This is a genomic window from Paraburkholderia phytofirmans PsJN (assembly GCF_000020125.1).
Classification (GTDB): Bacteria; Pseudomonadota; Gammaproteobacteria; order Burkholderiales; family Burkholderiaceae; genus Paraburkholderia; species Paraburkholderia phytofirmans.
Genome location: NC_010676.1, coordinates 2,507,514 through 2,526,195, shown reverse-complemented (window position 1 = coordinate 2,526,195; position 18,682 = coordinate 2,507,514). Strand labels below are relative to the sequence as shown.

Here is an 18,682-nt window from a genome sequence, read left to right as displayed (position 1 = left end):
GCTATTCCGTTTGTGTGCGTTTGGCGTGGTGCTTCAGGAGCGTGGCGATCTCACGCCGGTAGAACGACAGCGACGGGTAGACGCAGATACCTAGAACCTTCCATGCCACAAGTCCCTCCGCGAGTTTTTCGCCTGCCAGTGCAAGCGCGGTAGCGAGTGCCGCGCCGGTTGCGCCAAGCGTCGGCACGAGAATCGCGGCAAGGGCTATGCACGCCAGGGTCGCAATCACCATCGCATTGCGGATGACTCTTTCGAGTCCGTGAACGACCAGTAAAGGACGTATCGAACCGCTTGCGACCACGGCGAGTTGTCCCGCGCTCAAGAAGAGGAGTGGGCCGTAACCTGCCCCGAAGTCATTGCCAAACAGCCGCAACAGTTGGTGACCTGACACGACCAATACGACGAAGAGACCCGATACGAGGATCAGCAGCGCAGCCGACACGCGTTGAACGATCCACTCGATATCGTGCTTGCTGGAAGTGCCGCGCATCATCGAGAGTCTGGGCCCGACTAGCGCGTCGATAGGTGGGACGAGAAATCCCGATAGTGTCAGCGCAACGCGTTGTGCGACCGAATATCCGCCTACGTCAGAGGGAGAAGAGTGGATCCCCACGGCGAAAACCGCAATCCAGAGCAGCGCCATCTGGCAGGTGTTGCCGATCAGCAGCGGCAGTGCCGGTCGAAGCAAGCGGACGTTCCAGAGCGGGCCGATTGGGCCGGGGAGTCCACCGGCGCTACGCATGAATCTACCGAAGGGAATGTACGCAATGGCAAGGTTGACGGTCGATGCGCCGACGAAGATATATGCCGCCGTCACCGCGCTCGACGGCGGCATGCAGAACAGTGAAAGAAACGAGAGGAGCGGCACCCAGACGCTGAAAACGGCAATACTTCTTTCCGGCTTGCCGATGATCTGCAGAAACGGCACGTGCATCATCGCGATCGAAGTGGGTAACAATGCTACTGCGAACCACACCAATACAGAGGCAAGTTCCTGCTTGTGAAAAACATACAGTGCAAGGGGTGTCGATAGAAGAATGACCGTAAGCGTCAGGGCGAGACTCGCAGCAGCGGCGAGAAGCATGGTTTGGCGGTACAAGGATCGTAGCTGTGCCCACTGACGATCACGCACCATCGGGCCGCCGTCGCGAATGACGATCTGTTCGAGGCCGAGACGGCAGAATGTCGACAGCACCGACAGAAACCCTAGGCCAATCATGTAGAGACCCGTCTGCGACGCGCCGAGGTAACGCCCGAGGAAGATCACGAACGAGAAATTCGTCACCGCGCCCGATAGCCTGAAGACGAAACTCGACGCAATACGTTTGAGAATGGTCGGCGAGCGCGGAAGTCCGGTTGGCGTCATATCTGTTTTATCGAGTCTCAACTCGGAGCGACTCCATTACGCGCGCGGCGATACCGCGCGTATAGCCGAGATCGACATCGGTGAAGTGGCCGGGGAAGAAGTACCGGTCGACTAGTGCGCCAAGCAACATATTCGGCGCGGGCTTCGACCTGTCGGTGGGATGTTCGACCAGATGCCCGAGTTCAGCGGGCGTCCGGGCCGGCAGGATTCCGTTGAGATGATCGTAAAACGATTCGCCGAGCACGATGACCCTGTGGCCGGCCGCGAAGGCGTCGAGTCCCGTCAGCGAGTTGACCGTGACCGTTATGCATGTGCGGGCAATATCATCGGATAGCGACCGGCCGCTGAGTTCGATTCTCTCCAGACGCTCCACCAGCGCATAGAATGCCGCGCTATATTTGCGGCGGTACAGCGGATGTTCACGGACGACGACTTTCCAGTCGGGTGGGATACCCGACATGACGAACTCGATCAGTCCGGCATCGCTGAGCTGAAGTGGATTGTGATAGATGTTGTTCGCGTCCTCGGGCACCTGCATGGCGAGAAGGAGCGTCTTTCGCCTGTCGGACACGGTGTCTGATTTGCGCACCAATGCCTTGTAACGTGAAGACGGACACTTCTCCAGCCGATACGGACGGAGATCGGGCGGCAGCAAGCCGGTAAGCCGGGACTGCGCAACGATAAACTTGTCGACCATCGAGTAGAGACGATTGTTCCATCTCGGGCGCTGGTTAGGTACGACCAACTCAGGACCCGCGGCGGGCAGATAGGCAAGGGCCGTCCGGAACGAACAATTCGCGTTGACGCCCTCGCGATCCAGTAGCGTCGTGCGGTACGGCCCCTGCTCGAAGAACCACGTCGTTGCGCGCGAATCGGCCAGTGTGCGCATCAACACTTCGGCCGGCAAGCGTGTATCGCCACTGAGAATGGCTACGTCCGGATCGAATTGCTCGATCACCGATCGGCTCACTTCAAGCATCGCCCGCGCCTGGCGGTTGAGTGCGTCCCGTTGCGGATCGGTCATGCCCGGATCGGACGAGTGGAAGCGGATCAGAGCCGATATCACGTCCGGGTCAGTCGAACGATCCTTTGACCTTGTCAGAAATGCCTTCCATGACAGCGCCTTGGTCGCACGCCCATGCAACCGGAAGTACGCCCACGCACTTGGGAAAACCGCTAGGTGGAGAAATTCCACATTGGGATCCAGCTGCTTCCATGCATCCTCTATCGCGCAGAAGAAGCGCGCCATGGGATGGTAGTAAACCAGCGTGACAACTTTAGTTTTCATAGTGTGTGAGCGAGCCAGGCGCCGGCTGGATGCGATGCCGAACGTGGTTATGCGACAGTCCGTTTCATCAGGAACGCGTCGCGCATTGCACGAAGTTCGATCTTGTGACGTGCTACTGCATGGAAAACCGTCAACACGATTGCCGATGCGGCGACGGCCAGATTGCGCGTTTTCAGTCCGCAGTAAAGCCAATTGCGCGTCAGGTAATAGCGTGAGAAATCTGAGCGACTACCGCCCGTAGAAGAGCTGATCTTGTGCTGAAGATGAATGGTCGGCGTGTAATACATCTTGATTCCGGCCCTTTTCAATTCGAGGCAGAAGATCGTGTCGTCGTAGTAGACGAAAAGTTCTTCCCACATCCGGATTCCCGACTCCTTTAACGGCCGCGATTTGACGATCAGCGAGCAAGTTGGCGCGTAGTCGACCGGATACAGCAGATTTTTGGTCAGTCGATCAGGTTTGTTATGGCCGAAATGACGGCAGCCGCCTTTCAGATAGCTCAGTTTGCCGCCGGCGTACCACGGCTTGCCGGGCGTGTCGTAGTAGAAACTTTTCGGCGCCAGGGCGTCGACGCGCGGATTGGCGACCAGAATGTCGACTTGCCGCTGGAGGAAATCGGCATCGACCTCGATATCGTTATTCAGGAAGAGGATATGCGTGAAGCTCTCATCTGGAAGAAAAAAGTCAAGTCCCTGATTGTTCGCCGTGGCGACACCCACGTTCGACTTGTTGCGAATGAACGTGAACGGGACCTTCAGATCCGCGCGAATTGCCGCTTCGCAGGCCGGGTTTTCGACGTCGTTCTCGATACAGAGGACATGGAAATCCGTGAATCGTTGAGCGTTCATGCTCGCAATAAACCCGGCGATCACAGGGTCCGATTTGAAAAGCACGGTCACAATGCCAATTTTCATCGCGAATTTCCTTGAAGAGTGGAGGTGCGCTTAGTTCAACAATCCGCGACTGCGCATCTCGGCGACCGACTGGTCGTAGCCTGCATCGGAGATGGTTTGTTCCTCGACCCACTTGCAGAAATGCATCGCCCCTTCCGCGAAGGACACCTTCGGCTCGAAATCGAGCTCCTTGCGAATCTTTTTCAGATCCGCGTAGTTATGGCGGATGTCGCCGAGGCGGAAATTGCCCGTGATATTGAGCGCGCCGGTGGCGCCGTAGAAGCGCTTCAGCGTTTGCGCGACCTGAAGCACGCTGGTTGCCTTGCCTGATCCTACGTTGTAGGCAACGCCTGCCTTATTCGTTGCATCGAGCGCGAGCACAATGGATTCGACAATGTCGTCGATATATACAAAGTCGCGACTCTCAAGGCCGTCTTCGAAAATGTTGACGTCTTTGCCTTGAAGCAGCAGCGTGGAGAAGATGGAGAGAATACCGGTGTACGGATTGCGCAGCGACTGTCCCGGCCCATACACGTTCTGAAAGCGAAGTGCGATAGCGCCGATATCGAGCGTCTCGCAGACGGTCAGAACCAGTTGCTCCTGGAACAGCTTCGTAATGCCGTAGACAGAGCTTGGATGTGTCTTGGAAGTTTCGTCGGTCGGAACCAGTTCGAGGCGTTCGCCGGTTTCCGGGCAAAGGCAATCATATAGTCCGAGACGCATATCAGAGGCTTTCCGCGCGCCCGGATATACGTAGCCCGCGTGCCCGCGATATTTGCCTTCGCCGTAAATGGAACGGGACGACGCGACAACGACCCGACGGACCGTGCCATGCCCGGCGTCACGCGCTTCGGCGAGTAGATCGAGCATCAGCGACGTGCCACGCACATTGGTCTCGACATAGTGGTCGATCTGGTACATGGATTGGCCGGTACCCGTTTCCGCGGCCAGATGAATGACGGCTTCCTGACCTTCCAGTGCGGCCAGCCAGTCTTCACGGCGACGTACATCACCTTTGATGAGGCGCACGGATTCAGGCAGCGACTTGAACAAGGGCGAGTCATCGGGATTCGTTCCGTGAATCTGTGGAGAGAGGTTGTCCAGTACGGTAACAGTGTCGCCGAGGCGGTTAAGGGCACGCGCGAGGGCACTGCCGATAAAGCCGGCACCGCCGGTGATCAGGATATTCATGCGAGCTCGAAGATAGAAATAAAGGCCAAAAGGGGCTGCATTCACGGTGAATCGCAGAGGTGAATCACAGCGCTAATCCTGGAACGCGAGACACGAATTTGGGCGACTAGCCGGCACGAGTGCGTGTAGCACTAAGAACGCATATCTTCAATAAGCGTGGGCGCCGCCGAAACCATGAATAAAGGTTTTTAGAACGATCTTGAGATCAAGACCGAAAGTCCAGTTCTCGATGTAATAGAGATCGAATGCGATTCGTCCTTGCATCTTCTCGATCTTGTCGGTTTCACCGCGATAGCCATTGATTTGCGCCCAGCCCGTAATGCCGGGTTTGATCCTGTAGCGAAACATGTAGCCATGCACGAGGTCTTTGTAGAGTTCATCGTGCTGCAAGGCATGCGGACGCGGACCGACCACGGACATGTCGCCTTTGAGCACGTTAATGAACTGCGGCAATTCGTCGAGACTGGTCTTGCGGAGCAGCGCACCTATTGGCGTCACACGAGGATCGCGGCGTTTGGCCTGGGTCAGCTGGCCGGCATCTTCTGAATGAACCACCATCGTCCGGAACTTGTAGATCTGGAATTCGTTGCCGTTCGCACCCTTGCGCCATTGGCGGAAGAAAACCGGCCCGGGCGAGGACAACTTCACGAGAATTCCGATGACAAGCATCAGCGGCAACAAACAGAGCAATGCGAGCGCCGCGAATGTGCGGTCGAAAATCTGTTTGGGTACAAAACGCGGATCTGCCGACGGTGATGCCAATAAATTGATTGCGGATAACCCGACGACCTCCGAGACCGAGTGGTTGAAGAGGGAAAAGTCACGCACGTTCGGAATGAAGCGGACGTTCACGAAGTCATGCCGGAATGCGTTCAATACGGCGTGTACACGTGCTTCCTCCCGCAGCGGCAGAACCAGCCAGATTTCCTTGATGCCGCGGGTACGCACCGCATCGGCAAGTCCTTCGAGAGAAGCGACCACCGGAAGTCCACCGGCGTACGTGGAGGCAAGCGGATCTTCGTCGAATACACATTCCGGAGAGAAACCCGACTGGGCGTTTTTACGCAAGCGATCGATCAGCGTAAGGCTGAGCGGATTTGCACCGACGATCGCGACGGGCTGGACATTGATGCCGCGACGCCATAGCTGTTTCGACAATTGATACTTCGCGAGCCGCAAGCCGACGAGGAGCACAAGCGATGTGACTAGCCACGTGCCGCACCAGAGCCGCGACAGGGTGCGCGCCTGATGCGTCGTGAAAACCAGTACGAGTCCCAGAACGAAGACGGCTACCCAGCCGATCGTGACGAGCGACACCATTTCCAGCGGACTCCGTCCGCGCCACGATTGATAGATGCCGAGCGTGGGGAATAGCAGAACGGTCATCGCCGTATTGAAGGCAACGAGAAGCAGCGTGGCATCGCTCCACGCAGTGAAATCGTCAAAACGGAATACATACGCAATTGCGGCGCCCGCCAATACGAAACACGCATCGAGCAACGCAAAAAGAAAGGCAGGTGCGCGAGTGCCGGGATGAAAACCAAGCGGTTTGACTGATTGCATTTGCATTCCCCTAGCGATTTGTTTGCGGGCGCTAACCGGTTTTGCGTCGCATCATAACCACGAGGTTGGCGGTGAAAAATCCGATGACGGAAAACGGCAATGAATCGTCCGAATCGAATCAACGCCCGCATTGATTGCTTTTTGACATCGGCCGGAAGCCGCGCGGCGACTAGATGTCCGATTTATCCATATTGGGTCAGAAGCCTTAGCGCTTGGGCCTCGAAACCATTGAGCGCAGCCCGGGACTTTCCGTATTTCGCCAAATGCATGCCGTTTTCGGTCAACGCGCTTCGCCGCGCCGCAGCATCGGTAATATCCGATCCCGGTAAGACAAGCCGTCAAGAACGCGACGGCAGACTGTGCGATGCGGTCTCACAGCCGTAGAGCGCGACTGACATTCAAGAGCGGTCGAACAGCCCATAGATCATCGCTCTTTCCGCCAGTCATTTCGAAGTCTGCAGACCCACACTGCCTTAGCACACTGCCAATGAGAAATCGCTTTGCATCACTTATTCAACGCTTGTCCCTGTGTTCGGTGGTTGCGCTTGGTGCTTGCGCATTTGCGCCGGGGATGAGTTTTGATCCACATAAACCGATCGATCCGGAGGATCCTTCTTCAGTGCCGGTGATCACTCCGATTACGTTCAAGCTGATCGAGCAGGAGTCGTCGGCGCGCAAGGCAGCCATAGCGGCCGACACCAGCTATGCATCGTTGATCGCGCCACCGGCTCCCTATCGGATCGGAGCCCAAGACGTGCTGTCTATCATCGTTTGGGATCACCCGGAACTGGTGATGCCTAACCTGAGTTATGCGATCGGTACCGATTCGGGCGCTTCTCCGGCTACCGTCGGCATGGCGGCACAAAGCCTGCCTGGCTTTGTGGTCAGCAAGGACGGCTATGTCCAGTTTCCCTATGTGAAGAAGATCAAGGCCAGTGGACTGACCGAGTTGCAACTGCAGCAGGAATTGATCGATCACCTGAAGCAGAACCTCAACGATCCGCAAGTAACGGTGCGCGTGATCGGATACCGCAGTCAGAAAGCCTATATCGATGGCGAAGTACGCCAGCCGGGCGTCAAGCAGATCACCGATGTCCCGATGACTTTGGCCGAGATGCTGAATCTGGCAAACGGCGTTGCGGCCACAGGCGATCTGAGCAGAATCGAACTGACTCGCGGCGGCATCACACATTGGATCAATCTTCCCGAGATGCTGAAACGCGGAATCAATCCGAAGGACATTGCGATCCGTGACCAGGACGCGATCCGGGTCCCGCCTTTGATCGAGCATCGGGTCGTGGTGTCAGGCGAAGTCGTGAAGCCGGGGCCTGTCGTGTTCAAGACGAATGGTCATTTGACGCTAAGCGATGCGCTCGGCGACGCGGGCGGTGTCAGCCAGTTGAGCGGCGATGCGGGTGAAATCTATGTGGTGCGCGCGAAATCGGACGATGGACTACCGAAGATATTCCATCTCGACAGCAAGTCGCCGACCGGAATGGTGCTTGCCGCTGGTTTTGAAATGAAGCCGGACGACGTCGTGTATGTCGACGCGCCAGGCGTGATCAGGTGGTACCGCGTCGTGACGCCTCTGGTGGGCAGTGCGACCGGAGCGTATTACCTGCAACGAACTACAACGGGTAACTGAACATGGTCCAATCGGTTCTCGTGGTCTGTGTCGGCAACATCTGCCGAAGCCCGATGGCGGTAGGGCTTCTGCGCACACGGCTGCGCCATGTTCGCGTGGAGTCCGCGGGACTCGGCGCTCTTATCGGCCACCCGGCCGACGCGATCGCGCGTGAGTTGATGCGCGAGCGCGACATCGTGATCGACGATCACCGCGCCCGCCCGCTCTCGGCGCCTCTGTGCGCGCAGTCGGATGTGATCTTCGTGATGGACGCCAGACAGAAGCAGAGCGTGGTCGATCGTTATCCGACCACGCGTGGAAAGGTATTTCGGCTGGGCGAATTCATTGATCAGGATATTTTCGACCCTTACGGAGGCGAGCGTTCAGATTTTCAAGCGTGCCTCACCTTGATTGACCGCGCGATCGAAGGCTGGGTCGAGCGACTCAAAATTGTGGCTTAACCGAGCAGGCGTCTTTCCTCTCGCTACCTTGGCACCTATTTGATGACGCAAACTAAATTGCCTCCCACGGGGGCACCTGATAGTGAAGAAGAACTGGATTTCGTGACGATTCTCGACGTGCTGATAGAAAGCCGTTGGCTGATCGGCATTGTCGTTGCCTTCTTCGTCGTGACCGGCACGCTCTACGCGTTTCTGAGCAATCCGGTCTATGAAGCCGATCTTCTCATACAGGTCGAAGACAGCCCGGAGAGCTCGGCGGAAAAGGGCTTGCTGGGCGATGTTTCGTCGTTGTTCGACGTGAAATCGACGGCTGCCGCCGAAAGCCAGATTCTGGCGTCACGCCTGGTCGTTACGCGTGCGGTCGACAACCTCAAACTGTTTATCGACGCACAGCCGCGCTACTTCCCGTTGATCGGGAACTGGATAGCGCGTCGCAGTCAGGAGTTATCCACGCCCGGCCTGTTCGGCATGGGTGGCTACGCGTGGGGGAACGAACATATCGATGTGGCGCAGTTCGACGTGCCGGTATCGCTCGAGGACGACAAATTCCGGCTGACGGTGATCGACGCGACGCACTATCGGCTGACCGGCGACGATCTCACCGACCCATTTGTCGGGCAGATTGGACGGGTCGAGTCCGTACCGTCGTGTTGCGGAAAGATCCTTCTCTGGGTGAAATCCATTAAAGGCCGGCCGGATACGCAGTTCGTGCTTCGACGCCATTCGCGTATGAAGAGTATCACCGACTTGCAAAACAACCTCGACGTTCAAGAGAAAGTGAAGCAATCGGGCGTATTGATTGCGAGTCTGCTCGATACCGACCCGGTGCGCGTAGCGGCGGAGTTGAACGCGGTGGGCGATCAGTACATCCGGCAGAACGTCGAACGAAAGTCCGCTGAAGCTGCGCAATCTCTGGAGTTTCTAAACTCGCAATTGCCTGTGATCAAGCAACGGCTCGACGAGGCCCAGCAGCGGTATACGGCGGCACGGAACAAACTCGGCAGCGTCGACCTGACTGAGGAAGCGAAGGTGGTATTGCAGCAGTCCGTCGATGCCAAGACCAAGTTACTCGAACTCGAGGAGCAACGCCAAGGTCTCGCGGCGCGATTCAATGGACACCATCCGGCAATCCGCACGATCGACTCGCAGATTGCGACATTGCGTCAATACAGCGACGCGGCATCCGCCAGAATCAAGCAATTGCCCGACGTGCAGCAGCAGATCGTTCAGTTGCAACTCGACGTTCAGGTCAATACCGATCTCTACACGTCGTTGCTGAACAACTTTCAGCAATTGCAACTCGTCAAGGCGGGCAAGACGGGGAATGTGCGTCTGGTCGACACGGCGGCGATTCCTGAGAAGCCGGTCAAGCCGAAAAAGTTGATCGTGCTTGCAGGATCGCTGGTTGTCGGCTTGTTTGCAGGAGCGGTGCTGGCCTTTGTGCGCAACATGCTGTTCCGCGGCATCAGTGACCCGACCGAGCTGGAGCGCCGCACAGGGTTGCACGTGTACGCGACGATCCCGTTGAGCAAGCGTCAGCAGGAGATAAGCAGGGTGTCGAGTGCGAAGAAAGCGGGTACACACGTTCTCGCCGCCGATTCGCCCAGCGATCCGGCTATCGAAAGCTTACGAAGTCTGAGAACTGCGCTGCAGTTTGCGATGGTGAATGCGCGAAACAACGTCGTACTGTTGACTGGATCTGCGCCGGCGGTGGGTAAGTCGTTCGTGTCGGTGAATTTTGCGGCGGTGCTCGCGGCAGGGGGCAAAAAAGTGCTGCTGATCGACGGTGACTTGCGCAAAGGGCATTTGCATCAGTCGTTCGGATTTGAACGCGGTGGCGGATTTTCAGAGCTGGTGTCGGGGCTTTCGACATTCGAGCAGGTCGTGCGTCGCGATCTGCTTGCGCGACTGGACTTTGTTTCGACAGGAACGCTGCCGCGAAATCCCGCGGAACTGTTGTTGGGTGAGCGGGTGGCGTCTTGTATCGAAGAGCTGTCGAAGCGGTACGACATCGTGCTGATCGACTCGGCGCCTACACTCGCAGCCGCCGACGCCGGGATTCTCGCGCCGAATGCCGGCACGGTGTTCCTGGTCGCCCGGGCGGCGGTGACAAAAGCGGGCGAGATCACGGAGTCGGTCAAGCGGCTCGCCCAAAACGGGGTCGAGGCAAACGGCGTACTCTTTAACGGGCTCAATCTGTCGCACGCACGGTATGGCTACGGCTCCAAATACGGCTCATATCGCTATGCAGCCTATGAATACGGTGGCGAGACGCGTAGCTAGCGTCAATGTGTGCAGCGCATGAGACCAAAGGACTGAAGATCGCCGTGCTCGGATATCTCCGGGTACGAAGGTCGAGGTCAACCGTTCTAACTCTTTCTGGCGTGGACGTGAGCGATGAAGATAAACGATCGTGCGGTAGAAATCACAGGCGCGGTAACGGTCTCGAACCGTTTGCCGTTTGTATTGTTCGGCGGCATCAACGTTCTCGAAGACCTCGACTCGACACTGTATGCCTGCCGCCACTATGTCGAGACGACGGCGAAGTTGAACATTCCATTCGTCTTCAAGGCTTCGTTCGACAAGGCGAACCGTTCGTCGATCCATTCATACCGTGGGGTGGGAATCGACGAAGGTCTGAGTATCTTTGAAGCCGTCAAACGTGAGTTCGGCGTGCCGGTCATCACCGATGTACACGAGGTCGAGCAGGCCGCACGTGTCGCGGAGGTGGTCGACGTGCTCCAGGTGCCGGCATTCCTCGCGCGGCAGACGGACCTGGTCGTGGCCATTGCCAAAACGGGCCGTGTGATCAACATCAAGAAGCCGCAATTCATGAGCCCGACGCAGGTCGCTCACATTGTCGGCAAATGCCGTGAAGTCGGTAACGACAACGTCATTCTGTGCGAGCGGGGCAGTTCGTTCGGCTATGACAATCTGGTGGTCGATATGCTCGGCTTCCGGCAGATGATCGAAGCGTCGGATGGCGCGCCGGCGATCTTCGATGTGACGCATAGCCTGCAATACCGCGATCCGGGCGGCGCCGCTTCAGGTGGCCGGCGCCGCCAGGTCGTCGAGCTTGCGCGTGCCGGTCTAGCGGTCGGCCTGAGCGGTCTCTTTCTGGAGGCACATCCGGATCCAGACCACGCGCGCTGTGATGGTCCGAGCGCGCTTCCGCTTGCCGTGCTCGAGCCGTTTCTCCAGCAAATGAAAGACCTTGACGATCTGATCAAGAGTTTCCCTGCGCTGGATATTCAATGAGCAGGCCACGCGAGTACCGGGGAAAAATCCGCCTCGTTCTATTCGATGTGGACGGCGTGCTGACGGACGGCTCGCTGCATTTCAACGGCGACGGTGAATACCTCAAGTCCTTTAGCGTACGCGACGGCGTGGCGATCGGATTGCTGCGGGAATACGGGATTGCGAGCGGCGTGTTGTCGGGTCGATCGAGTGCGCCGCTGATACGCCGGGCAGAAGAACTCGGTTTCGACGTGGTGGTGACCGGCAGCCGCGACAAGTTGTCCGCGTACGAGGCGATCAAACTGGAGCGGGGATTGCAGGACGAGCAGATCGTCTACGTCGGCGACGATGTGATCGATTTGCCGGTGATGTTGCGCGCGGGACGCGCGTTCGCCCCCGGCGATGCGCATGTGCTTGTACTACGTCACGCAGACCATGTCACGCGAGCGCGCGGCGGCCACGGCGTCGCCCGTGAAGTCGCCGAGAACGTGTTGCTGGCCGACGGAATGACGCTTGACGAGATGTATCAATCGTTTTTGACCGGGGAGGTGCGCAGTGCGATCGTCCAGTGACCCTGCTTCGATTCACGTGGTGATTCCGGCTCGCTTCGGGTCGACTCGCTTGCCGGGCAAGCCGCTCATTGATTTGGCTGGCGAGCCGATGATCGTGCGTGTTTATGAGGCGGTTCGAGCGGCATTGCCTGAAACGGTGAACATTGTGGTGGCGACGGATGACGAGCGGATTGTCGGAAGTCTGGAGGCGTACCGGATTCCCGTTCGGATGACCGACCCCGAACATCAGTCGGGAACCGATCGGTGCGCGCAAGTCGCGCGTGAATTGGGCTGGAATTCGGACGATCTGGTCGTCAACGTGCAGGGCGACGAACCGCTCGTTCCACAGCCGTTGCTTGCGTCGTTCGTGCAATTTTGCGCGAACGCGCAGGCTTTCGACATGGCGACTGTTGCGGTGCCTTTGACGGAAGTGTCCCATTTGACCGATCCAAACGTCGTCAAACTCGTGGTCGGCGCGCAGGGGCAGGCAATCGTCTTCTCACGTTCCGCAATTCCGTTTTGCCGGGATCTTCCGCAGAACGAATGGCCCCTGTCCGCATACTTGCGTCATGTCGGTATCTACGCCTATCGATGTTCGGCGCTCTACCGGCTGACGGAGACACCTTCATGCGAGCTTGAAGAACTCGAAAGACTGGAACAGATGCGTGCGATCTGGCTGGGCATGCCGATCCGCGTATTCGAATGGCCGGAACCCCCGCCGCCGGGTGTCGATACGAAAGAGGACGTAGCGCGAGTGAGGGAAATACTTTTTGTGAACGCTTCGGGGAGATCATGACGGCTCACGATTACATCTCGTCGGCGAAACGGGTTTTCGCTCTGGAGTCCAGTGCGATTGCCGCGCTCGCGTCGGCTCTGGACGACGACTATCCCCAGGCGATCGCGCGTATTCTCGAAACGCGCGGCCGTGTGATCGTATGCGGCATGGGCAAGTCTGGAATCATAGGTAAGAAGATTGCCGCGACCTTCGCCAGCACCGGCACGCCGGCGTTTTTCATGCATCCCGGCGAGGCGTATCACGGTGACCTCGGGATGGTCACCAGCGACGACGTATTTCTCGCCATTTCAAATTCGGGCGAGACCCACGAGGTTGTGCAATTGCTCCCATTTCTGCGAAACAATCACAATTTCGTGATCGCAATGACGGGTAATCGTGAGTCGACGCTTGCCCGCGCGGGGCATTGTCATCTGGATATCGGCGTCGAGAAAGAGGCTTGTCCGCTGCAACTGGCGCCGACCGCTTCGACGACTGCGACGTTGGCAATGGGCGATGCGCTCGCCGTGACGTTAATGGAGGCGCGCGATTTCAAGCCCGAGGGCTTCGCGCGTTTTCATCCGGGAGGATCGCTTGGCCGGCGACTGCTGAGCACAGTGGGCGATGAGATGGTTCGCGACAGGCTTCCGTTCGTCGGGCCCGACGCGAAGGCTATGGAAATCGTCAGCGAGATGACGCGCGGCAGTCTGGGGATTGCAATCGTTCGCGACGAAACAGGCTGGGGGCTGATCACCGACGGTGACGTTCGCCGTTTGATCGAGGTCCACGGACCCCATGCATTCGAAAAATGCGCGCGAGACTTCATGTCGAGAGAGCCCACGATGGTGTCGCCCGCAACGCGCGTACAGGACGCGTTGGCCTTGCTCGACCAACGGCGGATTACGTCGTTGCTGGTATTCGAACACCAGCAGATTGTCGGTGTTTTCAAGAAGTGAAAGTACATGCTCGGTGCGTTGGGCACAGTGGCTAGCGTTGTTTCAGACAAATCCATGGCACCGGTAGCCAGCGATCATTGTCGACAGCACGCTGTGAGTAATATCGGCAGTCAGGATAAATGACAAGCCAGCGCTGCCCGCGGAAACAGGAACATGCACCGGTACACAAACCGCACAAGAGCTAAAGGAGCATTCTCCGGGAACGTCGCGCCACCTTTCATGGAATCAGTAGTGAAGATTGCGATAGTCGTATTTGCCGGGTTCTCCATCAAGGAGGTCGATGCGCTGGCGGATATCTTTAACCGCGTTCACGGCAACGATATCGTGGAGGAAAAGGCGCCGTCGCCTGGCCTGATATTCAACGTGTCGTTACTGTCGATTGGCGGCGGCTATGTTGATGACTCGCTTTCAATCCGGATTTGGACGGATCCAGTCGAACCTCGTTTATCGGAGAAATTCGACGGTGTGTTTGTGGTGGGAGCGAAGTGCAGGCTGCGGGCGGCTGAAGAGCCGGATGTGTTGCGCGCCATGTCGACTTTGGTGGCGCGAGCCGATGTCGTCGTGTGGGATAGCGATAGCTCGTTGTATCGATTCGTGATGGCTTCGCCGGGTACAGCGCGGCGCGGGCGACGCTTGGGCAGTGCTCGCGCGCGTTCGAGACTGGCGCCGTCTATGACGGAAGCAGGGGTGTCGTTCGTTGCGGCGTTGGCGGCGACCGGCGCGCATGCGCGAAAACAAATCGAATCGCAGATTCTGCTTTATCTCACATCGTCGCGCAATGCTGTGAGAAAGCACGCGAGTCTTGGGACGTCGACTGGCAGTCGCGATGCGCAAACCGTCGATGCCTCATCGATGGAATGGACCGCACCGATCAGAGCGGCGGCAAATTGGCTGCGAGAGAACTACATGCACCCGATCTCAATTGCGCATGCGGCGCAAGTCGCGAATATGAGCGAACGAACTTTTTTGCGTCGTTTCAGGGCGGAGGCATCGATCACGCCTTCGGAGTACTTGCTCGAGATTCGATTGGGTTTCGTGTGCAGTCTGCTGCAGCGGACCAATGTGCCGATCGATACGATCGCGCGACGTTGCGGAATGGGAAGTGGCGAGCGGCTTGCAAAAATATTCAGACGTCGACTGTCTCTCACGCCGAGCGAGTTTCGTGACGCGAATCGGCAGGGATTGAATCCGGACACGTACGGGATCGATCTGAATGAATGAGTGCGAGCCACTCAAGCGGGAAACTGGCGAATGTCGGAATGCGCCAACTATATGGCCGATGCAAAAATAGTCGCGCCTTTACGATTCAAAATGTAAGAGCCGTCATCTAAGAGAACTTCAAATGATCTTCGTAACGGGTGGCGCCGGTTTTATCGGCGCAAATTTTGTCATCGACTGGCTTGCCCACCACGATGAGCCGATACTCAATATCGACAAATTGACGTATGCGGGCAATTACGGCACGTTGCAAGCGCTGCACGACGATCCTCGTCACGTGTTCGCGTGTCGCGATATCGGCGATCGCACAGCCATGAGCGCTATCTTCGAACAATATCGGCCGCGTGCCGTGGTGCACTTTGCAGCGGAAAGTCACGTCGATCGCTCGATCGACCGTCCACGTGAATTTATTGATGCAAATGTGACGGGTACCGGTGAACTGCTGGATGTCGCGCGACTGTATTGGGAGCGGCTAAGCGATGCGGAACGTAATTCGTTTCGCTTCCTGCATGTGTCGACGGACGAAGTGTACGGTTCGCTGTCGGCCAACGATGCCGCATTTACGGAGACGACACCATACGCGCCAAACAGTCCCTATGCGGCATCGAAAGCCAGTTCGGATCATATCGTTCGTGCATACCACCACACCTATGGATTACCTACGCTCACCACGAACTGTTCGAACAACTACGGGCCTTACCAGTTTCCGGAGAAACTGATTCCGTTGATGATTCAAAGGGCACTGAGCGGCGACGCGCTACCGGTGTACGGCGATGGCCGCAATGTGCGCGACTGGCTGTATGTACGCGACCATTGTGATGCGATCCGTACGGTGCTCGCCCGCGGCACGCCGGGGGAGACATATAACATCGGCGGCAATAACGAAAAAACCAACGTCGAAGTCGTTCATTTCATCTGCGATCTTCTCGACGCGATAAAACCGCGCGAGAGCGGCAGTTATCGCGAGCAGATCGCTTTCGTCACGGACCGGAAGGGACACGATAGGCGCTACGCGATCGATGCCACGAAGCTGCGCCGCGAGCTCGGCTGGGTGCCGCGCGAGACGTTTGCCAGCGGCTTGTCGATGACGGTGCAGTGGTACGTCGAAAACGGTGCGTGGCTCGAAGAAATCCGCTCTGGCGCATATCGGCGCTGGAACCCCGAAAGCATACTCAAGAGAGCGTGAACGATGGACTCGAACCGTAAGGGCATTATTCTCGCCGGCGGGTCTGGAACGCGGCTGTACCCGATCACGCGCGTTATCTCCAAGCAGATGCTGCCGATCTACGACAAGCCGATGATTTACTACCCGCTGTCCACGCTGATGATGGCGGGCATTCGCGAGGTTCTGCTGATCTCGACGCCGGATGACACGCCGCGCTTCGCGGCGATGTTCGGCGACGGCAGCCAGTGGGGCATGCAGATCACCTACGCCGTGCAGCCGTCGCCGGATGGGCTCGCCCAAGCGTTCATACTCGGCCGCGAATTTATCGACGGGAAACCCTCCGCGCTGATTCTGGGCGACAACATTTTTTATGGCGCGGACCTGGGTGCCCATCTGGGCAGTGCGCATTCCAGAACCAAAGGCGCGACGGTCTTCGGCTATCACGTGCACGACCCGCAACGCTACGGCGTGGTCGAGATCGACGGTCGGGGTAAGGTGCTGTCGATCGAAGAGAAGCCGCTGAAGCCGCGTTCCAATTTTGCCGTTACCGGTCTTTATTTCTATGACGGCGACGTCTGCGATATTGCCGCGAATATCGAGCCGTCTGCACGCGGAGAGCTGGAAATCACGGATGTGAATCGGCACTACCTGGAGCGCGAAGCGCTTCATCTGGAGACGCTGGGTAGAGGCTTTGCCTGGTTCGACACCGGCACGCACGAATCACTGATCAATGCGGCGACGTTTATCGCGACGCTGCAACAGAGGCAGGGCTTGCTGGTTGCAAGCCCGGAGGAAGTCGCATTCCGGCGTGGCTGGATCGATGCCGAGCAACTGGCCCGCCTCGCGGCGCCTTTGCAGAAGACCGACTACGGCCGATATCTGTCATCTCTCGTTCCTGCCATCCACACATGACCATTCAAGTTAGACATACCGCGATTCCTGACGTGAAGGTCATCGAGCCGCAAGTGTTCGGAGATTCACGGGGCGCTTTTCTCGAGACGTTCAATCAGGTCGAGTTCGAAGAGAAAGTGGCGCGCGGTTATACGTTTGTGCAAGACAATCATTCCATTTCAGCGCAGGGCGTTCTGCGAGGCCTGCATTACCAGATCCAGCATCCGCAAGGCAAGCTGGTTCGAGTTGTAGTGGGTGAGGTGTTCGACGTTGCGGTCGATCTGCGGCGCTGGTCGTCCACGTTCGGGCGATGGGTCGGCGTGCGGCTGTCCGCGTCGAACCGGCGGCAGCTATGGATTCCGCCGGGCTTTGCGCACGGCTTCGTCGTATTGTCGGATGTCGCCGAGTTCCTTTATAAAGCGACTGCATTCTGGCACCCGGAACACGAACGTACTTTGCGTTGGGACGATCCGGATATTGCTGTCGAATGGGAACTGAATGGTGTTCCGTTCGTTTCGTCGAAAGACGCCGCCGGTAGCCGCTTTAACGAGGCTGAGGTCTACTGATGAGAATCGCGATCACGGGCGTACAGGGGCAACTCGGCTGGGAGCTCGCACGCTCGCTTGCGCCGCTGGGTGACGTGGTCCGCTGGGACCGGGAAGTTGCGGATCTCAGCAAGCCGGCACTGCTCGACGGATTGATGAGGTTTTACCGCCCGGACGTCGTTGTCAACGCCGCAGCCTATACGGCGGTCGATAAGGCGGAAGACGATTGCGTAACGGCGCGGCTCGTCAATACCGAATCAGTCGACGTCATGGCCCGTGCGGCGAAACGCGCGGGCGCATTGTTCGTTCATTTCTCGACCGACTATGTATTTGACGGCAAGTCGCCAGAGCCTTATTCGGAAGATTGCGAGACGGCGCCGCTGAATGTGTACGGCGCGACCAAGCGCGACGGGGAACTCGCGATCATCGCGTCCGAATGCGATCATCTGATTTTCCGCACATCCTGGGTCTATGCGACGCGCGGGGCAAACTTCATGCTGACGATGCTGCGGCTCGCCGGCGAACGTGAAGCGTTGAAGATCGTCGATGACCAGCTTGGTGCACCGACTCCGGCAAGAATGCTTGCCAACGTTACCGCCCACGCGATTTCGCAAGCAATGCGCGAGCGCCGGGAAGCACGCTTCCAGAGTGGACTTTTTCATTTGACATCGCGAGGCGTGACCAGTTGGCACGGCTATGCTTCCGCGATCATCGACTATGCGCGTAATCTCGCACCTTCAGGTCGGGTACGCGTCACACACATCGAGCCCGTACCGAGCGAGGCGTTCCCGACGCGTGCTGCTCGGCCGCGCAATTCGGCTCTTAACAACGACCGCTTCGATGAGCGCTTCGGACTTGTGCGGCCGCATTGGTGGGACGCACTTGCTCAGACGCTGGATGAGCGATTCGAGCGTACCGCTTAAGCATTCCAGATCAGCCAAAGCGCCGGAACGAGACCGAA

General features: G+C 57.9%; 17 protein-coding genes. 12 read left to right on the top strand and 5 right to left on the bottom strand.

The window, feature by feature from the left end:
- Nucleotide 1 precedes the first annotated feature (1 nt).
- The 5 genes from BPHYT_RS31065 to BPHYT_RS31045 all read right to left on the bottom strand — a co-directional run bounded on the left by BPHYT_RS31065 (nt 2) and on the right by BPHYT_RS31045 (nt 6,301).
- The gene (locus tag BPHYT_RS31065; protein ID WP_148225164.1) at nt 2-1,387 is read right to left on the bottom strand and encodes a lipopolysaccharide biosynthesis protein; all 1,386 of its coding nucleotides are present in this window, start codon (nt 1,385-1,387) and stop codon (nt 2-4) included.
- Entirely contained in the window at nt 1,374-2,654 is a 1,281-nt protein-coding gene (locus BPHYT_RS31060) for a capsular polysaccharide export protein, LipB/KpsS family (protein ID WP_012428102.1), read from the bottom strand. Before BPHYT_RS31060 ends, BPHYT_RS31065 begins: the two co-directional genes overlap by 14 nt.
- Before the next feature lie 47 nt (nt 2,655-2,701).
- Nucleotides 2,702-3,568, bottom strand: coding sequence for a glycosyltransferase family 2 protein (locus BPHYT_RS31055; RefSeq protein ID WP_012428101.1), 867 nt, complete (start codon nt 3,566-3,568; stop codon nt 2,702-2,704).
- A gap of 30 nt (nt 3,569-3,598) precedes the next feature.
- Nucleotides 3,599-4,738: an NAD-dependent epimerase/dehydratase family protein gene (locus BPHYT_RS31050; RefSeq protein WP_012428100.1), complete on the bottom strand. Its 1,140-nt coding sequence runs from the start codon at nt 4,736-4,738 to the stop codon at nt 3,599-3,601.
- Between the two features lie 147 nt (nt 4,739-4,885).
- Nucleotides 4,886-6,301 (bottom strand): undecaprenyl-phosphate glucose phosphotransferase, encoded by a 1,416-nt coding sequence (locus tag BPHYT_RS31045; protein ID WP_012428099.1) that lies wholly within the window; start codon nt 6,299-6,301, stop codon nt 4,886-4,888.
- Between the two features lie 487 nt (nt 6,302-6,788).
- Here BPHYT_RS31045 and BPHYT_RS31040 point away from each other — a divergent pair, with 487 nt between their 5' ends.
- The 12 genes from BPHYT_RS31040 (at nt 6,789) to rfbD (ending at nt 18,644) form a co-directional block, all read left to right on the top strand.
- Entirely contained in the window at nt 6,789-7,946 is a 1,158-nt protein-coding gene (locus BPHYT_RS31040; protein WP_012428098.1) for a polysaccharide biosynthesis/export family protein, read from the top strand.
- A gap of 2 nt (nt 7,947-7,948) precedes the next feature.
- Nucleotides 7,949-8,386: a low molecular weight protein-tyrosine-phosphatase gene (locus BPHYT_RS31035; RefSeq protein WP_012428097.1), complete on the top strand. Its 438-nt coding sequence runs from the start codon at nt 7,949-7,951 to the stop codon at nt 8,384-8,386.
- A gap of 42 nt (nt 8,387-8,428) precedes the next feature.
- A complete protein-coding gene (locus BPHYT_RS31030) occupies nt 8,429-10,669 on the top strand; it encodes a polysaccharide biosynthesis tyrosine autokinase (RefSeq protein ID WP_012428096.1) in 2,241 nt (746 codons plus the stop codon).
- 114 nt (nt 10,670-10,783) lie between these two features.
- Entirely contained in the window at nt 10,784-11,644 is an 861-nt protein-coding gene (gene kdsA, locus BPHYT_RS31025; RefSeq protein WP_012428095.1) for a 3-deoxy-8-phosphooctulonate synthase, read from the top strand.
- Nucleotides 11,641-12,195, top strand: a complete 555-nt coding sequence (locus BPHYT_RS31020; RefSeq protein ID WP_012428094.1) for a KdsC family phosphatase — start codon at nt 11,641-11,643, stop codon at nt 12,193-12,195. Before kdsA ends, BPHYT_RS31020 begins: the two co-directional genes overlap by 4 nt.
- The gene (gene kdsB / locus BPHYT_RS31015; RefSeq protein ID WP_012428093.1) at nt 12,179-12,970 is read left to right on the top strand and encodes a 3-deoxy-manno-octulosonate cytidylyltransferase; all 792 of its coding nucleotides are present in this window, start codon (nt 12,179-12,181) and stop codon (nt 12,968-12,970) included. Before BPHYT_RS31020 ends, kdsB begins: the two co-directional genes overlap by 17 nt.
- Nucleotides 12,967-13,902, top strand: a complete 936-nt coding sequence (locus BPHYT_RS31010; RefSeq protein ID WP_012428092.1) for a KpsF/GutQ family sugar-phosphate isomerase — start codon at nt 12,967-12,969, stop codon at nt 13,900-13,902. Before kdsB ends, BPHYT_RS31010 begins: the two co-directional genes overlap by 4 nt.
- Nucleotides 13,903-14,133: 231 nt before the next feature.
- The gene (locus BPHYT_RS31005; protein WP_167315779.1) at nt 14,134-15,123 is read left to right on the top strand and encodes a helix-turn-helix domain-containing protein; all 990 of its coding nucleotides are present in this window, start codon (nt 14,134-14,136) and stop codon (nt 15,121-15,123) included.
- 121 nt (nt 15,124-15,244) lie between these two features.
- Nucleotides 15,245-16,306 (top strand): dTDP-glucose 4,6-dehydratase, encoded by a 1,062-nt coding sequence (rfbB, locus tag BPHYT_RS31000; protein ID WP_012428090.1) that lies wholly within the window; start codon nt 15,245-15,247, stop codon nt 16,304-16,306.
- Between the two features lie 3 nt (nt 16,307-16,309).
- Nucleotides 16,310-17,197, top strand: a complete 888-nt coding sequence (gene rfbA, locus BPHYT_RS30995; protein ID WP_012428089.1) for a glucose-1-phosphate thymidylyltransferase RfbA — start codon at nt 16,310-16,312, stop codon at nt 17,195-17,197.
- On the top strand, nt 17,194-17,742 hold the full coding sequence (rfbC, locus tag BPHYT_RS30990) for a dTDP-4-dehydrorhamnose 3,5-epimerase (protein ID WP_012428088.1): 549 nt from the start codon (nt 17,194-17,196) through the stop codon (nt 17,740-17,742). Before rfbA ends, rfbC begins: the two co-directional genes overlap by 4 nt.
- Complete coding sequence (gene rfbD / locus BPHYT_RS30985) at nt 17,742-18,644, top strand: dTDP-4-dehydrorhamnose reductase (RefSeq protein ID WP_012428087.1); 903 nt, start codon at nt 17,742-17,744, stop codon at nt 18,642-18,644. Before rfbC ends, rfbD begins: the two co-directional genes overlap by 1 nt.
- The last annotated feature ends 38 nt before the right edge of the window (nt 18,645-18,682 follow it).